Source organism: Rhodococcus sp. R1101 (genome assembly GCF_000278445.1).
GTDB classification, from domain to species: domain Bacteria; phylum Actinomycetota; class Actinomycetes; order Mycobacteriales; family Mycobacteriaceae; genus Rhodococcus; species Rhodococcus gordoniae.
In genome coordinates this window covers 1-11,774 of sequence record NZ_AJVB01000083.1, presented here as the reverse complement: position 1 = coordinate 11,774, position 11,774 = coordinate 1, and the positions used below count along the sequence as shown (strand labels likewise).

12 protein-coding genes are annotated in these 11,774 nt (G+C 68.0%); 7 read left to right on the top strand and 5 right to left on the bottom strand.

Annotated elements, in window-relative coordinates; genetic code table 11:
* Positions 1-16 precede the first annotated feature (16 nt).
* The 4 genes from R1101_RS0108385 to R1101_RS0108370 form a co-directional block, all read right to left on the bottom strand.
* Positions 17-1,276: a serine hydrolase domain-containing protein gene (locus tag R1101_RS0108385; protein ID WP_016932993.1), complete on the bottom strand. Its 1,260-nt coding sequence runs from the start codon at positions 1,274-1,276 to the stop codon at positions 17-19.
* Positions 1,277-1,383: 107 nt separating this feature from the next.
* Positions 1,384-1,935: a DUF6764 family protein gene (locus R1101_RS0108380; protein ID WP_016932992.1), complete on the bottom strand. Its 552-nt coding sequence runs from the start codon at positions 1,933-1,935 to the stop codon at positions 1,384-1,386.
* Positions 1,936-2,060: 125 nt separating this feature from the next.
* Positions 2,061-3,113: a DNA polymerase domain-containing protein gene (locus R1101_RS0108375; protein WP_016932991.1), complete on the bottom strand. Its 1,053-nt coding sequence runs from the start codon at positions 3,111-3,113 to the stop codon at positions 2,061-2,063.
* Position 3,114: 1 nt separating this feature from the next.
* Positions 3,115-4,179, bottom strand: a complete 1,065-nt coding sequence (locus R1101_RS0108370) for an ATP-dependent DNA ligase (RefSeq protein ID WP_016932990.1) — start codon at positions 4,177-4,179, stop codon at positions 3,115-3,117.
* Between the two features lie 58 nt (positions 4,180-4,237).
* Here R1101_RS0108370 and lppU point away from each other — a divergent pair, with 58 nt between their 5' ends.
* Together lppU and R1101_RS0108360 are read left to right on the top strand one after the other, a co-directional pair.
* Complete coding sequence (gene lppU / locus R1101_RS0108365) at positions 4,238-4,822, top strand: LppU family putative lipoprotein (protein ID WP_016932989.1); 585 nt, start codon at positions 4,238-4,240, stop codon at positions 4,820-4,822.
* 82 nt (positions 4,823-4,904) lie between these two features.
* A complete protein-coding gene (locus tag R1101_RS0108360) occupies positions 4,905-5,684 on the top strand; it encodes a 3'-5' exonuclease (protein WP_016932988.1) in 780 nt (259 codons plus the stop codon).
* Positions 5,685-5,700: 16 nt separating this feature from the next.
* On the opposite strand, the gene R1101_RS0108355 is transcribed toward R1101_RS0108360, so the two are convergent.
* Positions 5,701-6,561 carry a response regulator transcription factor gene (locus tag R1101_RS0108355; RefSeq protein WP_016932987.1) on the bottom strand — a complete coding sequence of 287 codons (861 nt, stop codon included), beginning with the start codon at positions 6,559-6,561 and terminating at the stop codon, positions 5,701-5,703.
* 197 nt (positions 6,562-6,758) lie between these two features.
* Between R1101_RS0108355 and R1101_RS0108350 the strand changes: the two genes are divergently transcribed.
* The 5 genes from R1101_RS0108350 (at position 6,759) to R1101_RS0108330 (ending at position 11,722) form a co-directional block, all read left to right on the top strand.
* Positions 6,759-8,339, top strand: coding sequence for an acyl--CoA ligase family protein (locus tag R1101_RS0108350; protein ID WP_198420248.1), 1,581 nt, complete (start codon positions 6,759-6,761; stop codon positions 8,337-8,339).
* A 36-nt stretch (positions 8,340-8,375) separates the two neighbouring features.
* Positions 8,376-9,122: a TetR family transcriptional regulator gene (locus tag R1101_RS0108345; RefSeq protein ID WP_016932985.1), complete on the top strand. Its 747-nt coding sequence runs from the start codon at positions 8,376-8,378 to the stop codon at positions 9,120-9,122.
* 123 nt (positions 9,123-9,245) lie between these two features.
* Positions 9,246-10,403, top strand: coding sequence for an acyl-CoA dehydrogenase (locus tag R1101_RS0108340; RefSeq protein ID WP_016932984.1), 1,158 nt, complete (start codon positions 9,246-9,248; stop codon positions 10,401-10,403).
* Between the two features lie 60 nt (positions 10,404-10,463).
* Positions 10,464-11,315, top strand: a complete 852-nt coding sequence (locus tag R1101_RS0108335) for a 3-hydroxybutyryl-CoA dehydrogenase (protein ID WP_026003032.1) — start codon at positions 10,464-10,466, stop codon at positions 11,313-11,315.
* Between the two features lie 107 nt (positions 11,316-11,422).
* Complete coding sequence (locus tag R1101_RS0108330; RefSeq protein ID WP_232284704.1) at positions 11,423-11,722, top strand: hypothetical protein; 300 nt, start codon at positions 11,423-11,425, stop codon at positions 11,720-11,722.
* Positions 11,723-11,774 lie beyond the last annotated feature (52 nt).

Genomic DNA, 11,774 nt, shown 5'->3' with positions numbered 1-11,774 from the left:
AAAATGACAGGAAGATTCAGGCGCGACGAGCGAGCGACCGGGCGAGTTCGCCGAGGCGCGCGAGGCGCAGATCCCCGAGCGGGATCGCGCCGGCACCGAGCCGGTTGGTGACGAAAGCGAGCGACAGGCCGGTGTCGAGGTCGGCGTAGGCTCCCGAACCACCCACGCCGTAGTGCCCGAGCGCGCCGCGAGGGCGCTGGATGCCGGCGAAGATGGGCTGGTGGTAGCCGAGGCGCCACGCCATGGGCACACCCAGCACGTAGTCCCGGCTGCGTACCCGTACCCGGGACATCTCGTCGATCGTGGCGCCGTCGAGGAACTTCACTCCGTCGATCGTCCCGCCGGCGGCGATCGCGCCGTACATGCGCGCGAGCGAACGCGCCGTGAACACCCCGTTCCATCCCGGCATCACCGCGTCGTGCACGGCCGGATCTCCGACGAGCCTGTCGAAACCGTCCGGCATCGCGGCCTCGGCCAGGCCTCGGGTCGGCCCGAGTCGCGACAGCACCGCAGCGCTCGCACCCCAGTGCAGACCTGCGGGGGCGAGTCGCGGGAACAACTTCGCGATCCGGCCCCGTTCGTCGTGCGGAACGCGGTACCAGAAATCGGGATCGCCCAGAGGCCGGGCGATCTCCCGTTCCACGACCTCCACGAAGGGCAGACCGGTCACCCGCTGTACGAGCTCGGCGACGAGCCACCCGTATGTGACGGCGTGGTAGCCCGAACCGCCCTCACGGCGACGGTCCGGTGCCGCCGCTTCGAGCGCCGCGACGGTCGCGTCGTACTCGAGGATCCCGCGGGTTCCCGGAACCAGGCCGCGCACCCGATGGAGACCCGAGCGGTGGGTGAGGACGTCCGCGACGGTGATGTCCTCCTTGCCGTTGGCGGCGAACTCCGGCCAGTACCGGGCGACCGGCTCGAAGTAATCGATCACTCCCCGCTCGGCGAGTCGGTGCACGACGGTCGACGCCACACCCTTACCGGTCGAGAACGACAACGCCATCGTGTCGCGGCCCCATCGACGGTCGGGAGCAGACCAGCCGGACCAGATGTCGAGGACCTTCTCCCCGTGGAGACAGACGGTGAGCGCGCCGCCGCCGTCCCGGGGACGCTTGTACAGCGAGAAGAACGCGTCGGCCAGTCGCAGGAATCGCGGGTCGACGACCATCTCGGTCGGCGCCGCGGCCGCAGGTCGGGCGTCGATCCGTTCCGAACCATGGACCGGCGCGCACGGCGCTGCCGCCCCGGCAGATTCGAAGACTGCTCCGGTCGTCATCGCTGTACCCCCATCGGCATGTGCGACAGGCTACGACGAGACGGAACGTAAAGGAAGGCTTTACGTTCAGTCCGTTTGCCGGTGATCCGGGCGGAAGGCGCGGAAACTCAGGGGAGGGTCGGCTGCGGTGGCACGGCATTGGGAGTGAAGTACCGGAAGTCGCCCAGCACGACGCACCCGCGAGCAGCCTCGACGTCGAACGCTGCCGCCGCCGTGCCCTCGCACAGAACCGGATCGTCGGCGTCGCCCACGAAGGCCTGGGACTGCGGACCCGCGGCGACGACTGCCGTTCCCGGACCGTCGAGCACACCGAGAGCCAATGCCTGTGCCCCCACACCGATCGCGAACAGACGTCCCGATGTGCTCTCCCCGGCCCCGACGCCCCCGTCGAATCCGGCCGCCCTCACCTGGGCTGCGCCGCGGGCGTCGGCGAATCCCACCCCGCGTTCGCCGTAGCTCCAGGCATCGGCGGTGCCGTCGGTGGACGCGCCGCACGCTTCGTCACCGTCGACCTGCACGACCTCGGCAGGGGCGCCCGGCGGTGCCGTGCACGTCGTGGCCGCGGATGCGGTCTGAGGAACGAGGAATCCGGCGCCGATCGCGGCAGCGAACGCTGCCCCGACGCCGAGAACCCGACCGGACGCCCACCAGCGAATCACGACATCGACCCTTTCCGAATCTCAGAGGACTGTCTTCCCGGACAGTCTATGGATTTACGCTTCGGGAGGTCTCATAGTCGAGGTCACGACAGGGACGCGATTCCGAACGGCCGACCACCGACCGCTCATGTGCCCTTCGCCCGATCGGTGTCGCGCGACGGCTGGACGCGCTTCGGCTCTCCCGGCATCTTCGGGTGATTCGGGGGATACGGCAGGTCGCCGAGACCGTCGGCCGCGTCCCGTTCCGCCATCTCGAGCAGCACGTCCAGCGAATGAGCGTGCGCGTCGAGATCCGCCATCGGATCACCTCGCTTCGCCAGCAGGTCCGGCACCGTGGCGATCGTGAAGTCGTCGGGTTCGGCGTCCGCCAGTTCGTCCCACGTCAACGGGGTCGAGACGGTCGCGATGGGAGTGCGTCGAACCGAGTACGCCGAGGCGATCGTCTTGTCGCGCGCGTTCTGGTTGTAATCGAGGAACAGCCGCTCACCGCGTTCCTCCTTCCACCAGGCCGTCGTCGCGCGCCCGTCGCTGCGACGCTCGATCTCACGCATGAGCGCGATCCCGGCTCGGCGAACTCCGACGAAATCCCATTCGGGCACGATCCGCAGGTAGATGTGAAGTCCCCGCCCGCCGGACGTCTTGGGATATCCGGTGAGACCCAGTTCGTCGAGGAGCGGGCGCACGACCTCCAGTGCCACCGCACGGGCATCACCGAAGCCGGTCCCCGGTTGCGGGTCGAGGTCGATGCGCAGTTCGTCGGGGCGGTCGGTGTCGCCGCAGCGCACCGGCCACGGGTGGAAGGTCACGCACCCGAGGTTCGCCGCCCACACCACATCGGCGGCCGAACGCACCCGCAGCGCATCGGCGGTGCGACCCGAGGGGAACGTGATCTCGCAGGTCGCCACGTGGTCGGGTCGTTTGACCGGTGCCCGCTTCTGGTAGATCTCGTCCCCCTCGATGCCGTCGGGGAAGCGCTGGAGATGCGTCGGCCGGTCGCACAGAGCCGTCAGCAGCGGTGCGCCGAACTCGGTGGTGATCCTCCGGTAGTACTCCACGAGATGCCGCTTCGTGCCCCCGTCGGTCCCGAGCTGCGGGAAGTAGATCTTGTCGGGATTCGACAGACGTACGGGCGTGCCGTCGACGTCCAGCTCCTCCGCAGGCGAACGCTTCGTGGCCATGTCAGTCCTCCGTCCGGTCGAGTACATCCGCCAGGTCGTAGCGCACCGGCACCTCCAACTGGTCGAACGTGCAGCTCTCGGGGTCGCGGTCGGGACGCCACCGCTGGAACTTCGCTGCGTGCCGGAACCGCATCCCTGCTCCCGATACCCCTTCCATCTGGTCGTACGCGACCTCGACGACACGTTCGGGTCGCAACGGCACCCAGCTGCGATCCACCGCCGACCGCCACCGCGTCGGTTCGCCCTGTTCGACGACGCCATCTCCGAGGCGCAGGGGCTGCAATTCGGCGAGCAGTTCCTCGCGCCGCTCCCGGGTGAACGCCGAGGCGCCACCGACCATGGCGAGCTCGCCCTCGTGGTACAGCCCGAGCAGCAGCGACCCGACACCCTCGACGCTCTTGTGCTTGCGGTAACCCATGAGCACGCAGTCGGCGGTGCGCGCGTGCTTGAGCTTGAGCATCTCCCGTTTGTCGGGGACATAGAGCCCGTCGAGTCGTTTGGCGACGACCCCGTCGAGGCCGGCGCCCTCGAACTCCTCGAACCATCGGCGGGCGGTGCCGGTGTCGGTGGTCGCCACCGTGACGTGGCAGCTGCTGCCACCGCCGATCTCGGACCGCAGCCGCGCACGCCGGTCGGCGAACGGGGTCTCCATCAGATTCTCGTCGCCGAGCGCGAGAAGATCGAACCCGACGAAGACGGCCGGAGTCTGCTCGGCGAGCAACGCGACCCGGCTCTCGGCCGGATGAATCCGCTCGGACAGCGCCTGCCAGTCGAGCCGGGTGCGGCCGTCGTGCGCGCGCGGGACGACGATCTCCCCGTCCACCACGCATCTGCGGGGCAACTCGGCGCGCACCGCGTCCGCGAGCTCCGGGAAGTAGCGCACGAGATCCTTGCCTCCGCGCGAGCCGAGGACCACCTCGTCGCCGTCGCGGAAGACGATCGCCCGGAAGCCGTCCCATTTGGGTTCGTACGACCACTGCTCGGGGCCGCTCTCGGGTTGCGGAGGAACAGTGGCGGAGACCTTGGCGAGCATCGGTGCGAGCGGCGGTACCACAGGCAGGTCCATGCGGCACATCGTTGCACCCCTGAAGCCCCCGGGCAGCACTTCCGTAGGCTCTCCGATCATGAACGTTCTCCGACGGGCGGCCGGAGCCGCAGTGATGGTGGTGGCGACGGTCGCGCTCGGCGCGTGCACGGCGCAGGTGGAAGGGCAGGCCGTTCCCGACGCGAACGCCCCGGCCACGTCCACGGCACCGTCCGCCTCCGTACCCACGACGAGTGCCTCGGCGTCGTCCTCGACCGAGTTGAGCATCGACGTCGCACCCGGTGATTGCGTCTCACTCGGTGGCACCGTCGACGACGCGACGATCGACAACGCGGAGTGCGGCAGCACGAGTTCGAACTACAAGGTCGTCGACATCGTGGACACGAGCGAGACGTGCCCCGGCGACATCGACCAGACCTACTACGAGTCGTTCGGTGGCGTCGAGGTCGGCGCGCTGTGTCTCGACATCGACTGGGTGGTGGGGACCTGCATGGACCTCGGTGGCGAGGATCCGCAGCGCATCGAATGCGGGGAGTCCGCGGTCCAGGGCGAAGAGGTCACCGAGATCCTGCTCGACACCGCCGACGTGAACGACTGCGCGACCTCCGAGGGTGGGTTCGTGTACCGGGAACGCAACTTCGTGGTGTGCACCGACACCATCTGACGGTTCACCGCGAGAGGCATGTCGGTGCCTCCCGCAACAATGCGTCCGACAGATCATCATCCGACGGACGCGAGGACCGAACATGACGCACTGGCCGGACAGACCGATCTGCGCGTTCGATCTCGAGACCACCGACCGGGATCCCCGCAACGCCCGCATCGTCACGGCCTGCGTCGCGACCTTCGACGGCGACCGCATCGCCACCCGGTCGTGGCTGCTCGACCCGGGTATCGCGATACCCGAGGAGACCACCGCGATCCACGGCATCACCACCGCCCGCGCCCGCGCCGAAGGACTCGACTACCTCGAGGGCTACCGGCAGATCCGGCAGGCGGTATGCGACGCGTGGGCGCGCGGCCATATCGTCGTCGCGTTCAACGCCAGCTACGACCTGACGGTGCTCGACGCCGAGGGCCGCCGCCTGGGCCTGACCGGGCTCGACATCGGCACGGTGGTCGACCCGTACGTCATCGACCGCGAGATGGATCGCAGCCGCCCAGGCCGGCGCACACTCCAGGCGGTATGCGAGGCGTACCGGGTACCCCTGCCGAATCCGCACGAGGCCGAGGCGGACGCGCTCGCAGCCGGCCACCTGACCCGCGCGCTCGTCGCGCGCTATCCCGAGCTCGCCGAACTCGACATCATGGCCGATCAAGCCGCCTGGCACGCCGAACGTCAACGCAGCTTCGCCGAGTATCTGCGCGGGCTCGGTCGCGAAGTCGTCGACGTCGACGGCAGCTGGCCCGTCCGGCTTCCCACTCCGATGGGCACCGATGTTCTCGAGCGTCCCGCGACCGGGACGAGGTTCCGGCGCGCTCTGCGCGCGATCCGCGAGTTCTTCCGGCGACTGCGCGGGCGGTGATCCGGACCGCAGTCGATCAGGGCAGCAATCCCTGCCGGCGCGCTTCGACGACGGCTTCGTGCCGACTGCGCACATCGAGCTTGTCCATCGCGTGGCGCAGATAGGTCTTGACCGTCTCGACGCTCAGCGACAACCGATCGGCGATCTCCGTGTTGCGGCATCCCAGGGCCACATGACTCAGCACGTCGTGCTCGCGAGCGGTCAGGTGCGTCTGCGGCTGCGACGCACCGTCGCGTGCCCGGGCCAGTGCCTCCTCGACGTTCCGCACCTGTTCCCTGATCACCGGGTCGTCGGTACGCGCGGCGATCGCCCGCAGTGCGACGAGACTTTCCGTCAGCGCCTCGGAGACGGCAATCGGAACGGATCCGGCGTGCGAGCTGCGGGCGTGCCCGATCAGCGACACCCGCCGGTCGACCTCGTCGCGGATCTCGATCTCCCGCGCGAGCTCCGCAGCCGACCGCATCACCTTCTCCGCGATCACATCGCCGATCGGCCGGTTGACTCTCAACCCGCCGTAGATCGCCGCGCGAGTGCGTCCGCGCACCACGACCGGCACCGCGAGCAACGACTCGATTCCCTCGCCGGCGACCTGCCGGTCGTAGTGGTGGGTGATGTGCGGTGACGTGAAGTAGTCGGCGACCGCACCGGGACGTTGTTCGACGACCACCCGGCCGCCGAGTCCGCGCTCCGCGGCAATCACCAGGTTGCGCAGGACCCGACCACGGGTACCGACGAATCCGGACAGGACGACGTCCGAGCCCTGCACGGCACCACCGAACAGCACCGGTAGTCCGGTCGTCGACTTCAGCCCGCGCAGTGTGGCGCGGAGGGTGTCGAGATCGTCGGGGCGCAGCACACCCGGTACGGCGACATCCATCGACTGCTCCTGCTCTTCCCTCCGAACACCCACTTTCGAGGGTAGTAGGGCCAGTTCCACGATTCGTAACCTGCACATCGCCCGGTGTTGCGACGATCACAGAAGACGCCGGAATCCGAGAAGGCCACCCCCCGGAGGTATGCGTGTCCATCGTCCCCGCCCGTCCCGACTCGACCGGAGCCGCGAACTACAGCCCGATGAGCCCGTTGCGCTTTCTCGAACGGTCTGCGGCGGTGTTCCCCGATCGCACCGCGATCATCCACGGCGACCGCACGTACACCTACGCCGCGTTCGCCGACGAGACCCAGCGACTGGCACGGGTGCTGCGCAGCCGTATCGAGCCGGGCGACAAGGTCGCGTACCTGACGCCCAACGTGCCCGAGATGCTCATCGCGCATTTCGCCGTGCCGCTCGCAGGCGGTGTGCTCGTCGCGTTGAACTCGCGACTGGCGGGGCCGGAACTCGAATACATCCTCGACCACTCCGAGACGAAGCTGTTGTTCGTCGACTCCGAACTACTCGGATCGGTCGCGAGCGTCCGCGACAACGTTCCGGGCGTCGCCGAGATCATCGAGGTTCCCGACTCGACCGTGCCGGTTCCGGACGTACCCGCCGGCGTGGCCACGGCCCGATACGACGAGTTCCTCGCGCAGGCCGACTCGCTCGATGCGACGCCGTTGCCGTGGAGCGTCGACGACGAGCTCGGCGTCATCACCCTCAACTACACATCCGGCACCACCGGCAAGCCCAAGGGCGTGATGTACACCCACCGCGGCGCGTATCTGAACTCGCTGGGTGAGACCTTCCACAACAGCTTCGACGGGCAGAGCAAGTACCTGTGGACGCTGCCGATGTTCCACTGCAACGGCTGGTGCACGCCGTGGGCCGTGACCGCGGCGGCGGGCACCCACATCTGCCTGCGCGCGGTGCGCGCCGATGCGATCTGGGATGCCATCGACACTCTCGGCGTGACCAATCTGTGCGGCGCTCCTGCGGTGTGCTCGACCATCGCGAACGCCGACCAGGCGCATCCGCTCGACCGTCCGTTGCGGATCACCACGGCCGGCGCACCCCCGTCGCCGACGGTGATCGCCCAGCTCGAGCAGATCGGCATCACGGTCGTGCACGTCTACGGGCTCACCGAGGTGTACGGCCCGTACACGATCTGCGAGTACCAGGACAACTGGGACGGCAAGCCTGCCGACGAACGCGCCGCACTGCTCTCCCGCCAGGGTGTGGGCATGCTGCAGGCCGAGACCGCACGGGTCGTCGACGAGGACATGAACGATGTGCCCGCCGACGGCGAGACCATGGGCGAGATCGTGTTGCGCGGCAACAACGTCATGCTCGGTTACTACAAGGACCCGGATGCGACGGAGGAGGCGTTCCGCGGCGGCTGGTTCCACACGGGCGACCTCGGCGTGATGTATCCGGACGGATACATCCAGCTCAAGGACCGGGCGAAGGACATCATCATCTCCGGCGGCGAGAACATCTCGACCGTGGAGGTCGAGCAGGCGATCGTCAGCCATCCGGCGGTGCTCGACGTGGCGGTCGTGGGCGTTCCGGACGAGAAGTGGGGTGAGCGTCCCAAGGCGTTCGTGATCCTGAAGAAGGACGAGTCCCTGACGGCCGACGAGCTCATCGAGTACACCCGCACGCTGCTCGCCGGATACAAGGTGCCGCGCGACATCGTCTTCCCGCTGGAACTGCCTCGCACATCGACCGGGAAGATCCTGAAGTTCGAGCTGCGATCGGCCGAAGCCGCCGAGGGGTGAGCCGACCTCTCACGACTGCATTGGATACTCGACGCCATGACATCCGGTACCGGTAGCACCACCCGTCGCCTCGACTCGACGGGACCCGATCCCGCCCAGTTCCGGGTGCATGTCGTCACGCAGGCGATCCGCCTGTTCTCCGAGTTCGGCTACGAGTCGACCACCGTCGAGCAGATCGCCGCGGCCGCCGGGGTGTCGCGGCGGACGTTCTTCCGGCAGTTCCGATCGAAGGAGGACGTGATCTTCGCCGATCACGAGTCGCTGCTCGAGCAGGTCGCCGAGTATCTGTCGCAGGACTTCGACGATCCGTGGGCGGCGGCCTGCGAGGGGGCCAAGCTCGTGTTCGGGCACTTCCGCGACCGGCGCGAGCTGGCGGTGTGGCGGTACCGGGTGGTGCAGCGGGTGTCGGCGTTGCGGGAGCGCGAACTGGTCACCACCTATCGCTACGAGCGGTTGTTCACCGACTTCCTGCGCGCCGCCGTTCCGGGGGAGAAGCCGGTGCGCACAGTCAGCTTCGCGGCGGCGATGACCGCGACGCACAACTTCCTGCTGCGGGCGATGATCCGCGGCGACGACACCGCCACGGCCGACCGGCTCGAGCAGGAGTTGCTCGAGCTCCGCCGCACGTACGGGGTGGTTCCGGCGCCGGAAGGCACGACGAACGGGAAGACCGCCCCGGCCCCGCCGGAGGTCGCGGTGGTGACCTATGCGGCTCATCTGACACCCACAGAGATCGCCGAGCAAGTTCGGCTCCAGCTCGAAGGCGCACGTCAGCACCATTGACCTGGCACTGAGTGCCGTGGTTACAATCGACTCATTCCGTCACGTCGCGAACCCTCGCCTCGCTAAGCTCGAGGGAGCAACGCTCGCAAATCTGGCACCGCGTGCCGTTAGGAGTCCGCCGTCATGGCCCTCAATCCCGACTTCGATCTGTTCACGCTCTCCGAGGAGCACGACGCGCTGCGCGAGGCGATCCGCGCACTTGCCGAGAAGGAGATCGCGCCCTACGCCAAGGACGTCGACGAGAACTCCCGCTTCCCGCAGGAGGCCCTCGACGCCCTCAACAAGTCGGGCTTCAACGCCATCCACGTGCCCGAGCAGTTCGAGGGCCAGGGCGCCGACTCGATCGCCGCCTGCATCGTCATCGAAGAGGTCGCCCGAGTATGCGGCTCCTCCTCGCTGATCCCCGCCGTCAACAAGCTCGGCACCATGGGCCTGATCCTCCGCGGCTCCGACGAGCTCAAGGCCAAGGTCCTCCCCGACATCGTCAACGGCGCGATGGCCTCCTACGCGCTGTCCGAGCGCGAGGCCGGCTCCGACGCCGCCTCGATGCGCACCCGCGCCAAGGCCGACGGCGACGACTGGATCCTCAACGGCTCCAAGTGCTGGATCACCAACGGTGGTAAGTCCACCTGGTACACCGTCATGGCCGTCACCGACCCCGAGAAGGGCGCCAACGGCATCTCCTCCTTCATGGTCCACAAGGACGACGAGGGCTTCGTCGTCGGACCGAAGGAGAAGAAGCTCGGCATCAAGGGCTCCCCCACCGCCGAGCTGTACTTCGAGAACTGCCGCATCCCCGGCGACCGCATCGTCGGCGAGCCCGGCACCGGCTTCAAGACCGCTCTCGCGACCCTCGACCACACCCGTCCCACCATCGGTGCGCAGGCCGTCGGCCTCGCCCAGGGCGCCCTCGACGCAGCGATCGCCTACGTCAAGGATCGCAAGCAGTTCGGCCGCCCGATCTCCGACAACCAGGGTGTGCAGTTCATGCTCGCCGACATGGCCATGAAGGTCGAGGCCGCTCGCCTGATGGTGTACACCTCCGCGGCCCGCGCCGAGCGCGGCGAAGGCAACCTCGGTTTCATCTCCGCCGCCGCGAAGTGCTTCGCGTCGGACGTCGCGATGGAGGTCACCACCGACGCCGTGCAGCTGTTCGGCGGCGCCGGTTACACCACCGACTTCCCGGTCGAGCGCATGATGCGCGACGCCAAGATCACGCAGATCTACGAGGGCACCAACCAGATCCAGCGCGTCGTCATGTCGCGCGCTCTGCTGCGCTGACACCGGTCGCGTAGGTTACCCCCCGGAACATCACAGCGATCAGGAGTTACCGCAGTGGCAGTGGAAAAGGTAGGCGTGATCGGCGGCGGCACCATGGGTGCCGGTATCGCCGAGGTGTGCGCGAAGGCCGGTAGCGACGTCCTCGTCAAGGAGACCACCGAGGAGTTCGCCGCCGCAGCACGCGAGCGTCTGAAGAAGTCGATCGGACGCGGCGTCAAGTCCGGCAAGATCACGCAGGAGGACGCCGACGCGGTCCTCGGACGGATCCGCGTCACCCTCGACCTGAACGAGTTCGCCGACCGCGACCTGGTCGTCGAGGCCGCCCCCGAGATCGAGTCGCTCAAGGCGGAGATCTTCTCCGAGCTCGACAAGATCGTGAAGCCCGAAGGCATCCTCGCCACCAACACGTCGTCGATCCCCGTCATCAAGATGGCTCAGGCGACGCAGCGGCCCGGCAAGGTCGTGGGCGTGCACTTCTTCAACCCGGTGCCGGTGATGCCGCTCGTCGAGATCATCTCGGCGCTCACCACCGACGAGGCCACCGCCGACACGGTGTTCGACTACGCGAAGAACACCCTCGGCAAGACGGCCGTGCGCGCGGGCGACCGTGCGGGCTTCATCGTCAACGCCCTGCTCATCCCGTACCTGTGCTCGGCAGTGCGCATGCTCGAGTCGGGATACGCGACGAAGGAAGACATCGACGCCGCGATGAAGGGTGGCTGCGGCTACCCGATGGGTCCGCTGACACTCATCGACACCGTCGGCCTCGACATCACCCTCAACGCCGCGCAGTCGCTGTACGACGAGTTCGCCGAGCCGCACTACGCTCCCCCGGCACTGCTGCGTCGCATGGTCGACGCGGGTCGCCTGGGCCGCAAGACCGGCGAGGGCTTCTACAGCTACAGCAAGTAGCCCTGCAGCCTTCGAAGGCGCCCCGACGGTCCGCTCCGGATCCGTGGGGGCGCCTTCTGCTATCGTCCCGACCCGGATATATCGGGGGATTCTGTCGGGGGGCAGTCGTGACGTTGCATGTGGATCCTGAAGCGCTGCGCACATTCGCAGCCTTCGTGGCGGACATCGCCGACGCGATCGACGACTGGGACGTCGGCGAACCGTATACCGTGTCGCAATCATCCCTTCCCGGAACAGGATTCGCGGCCGTCTGCGCACGAGCCTTCACCGCCACCGATCAGGCGCTGAGCAACGTGTGCAGTCGCCTGCGCGAGATCGTCGACATCACCGACGGTGCCGAGAACGACTACGTCATCGCAGAGGCGGACTTCGTGGCTGCACTCTCGGCGATGGATCAGCACGGATGAGACCGGGAGTCGCTGCGGTCCGGTCCTGGAATCCCGACGCTCTGCGAGTCAC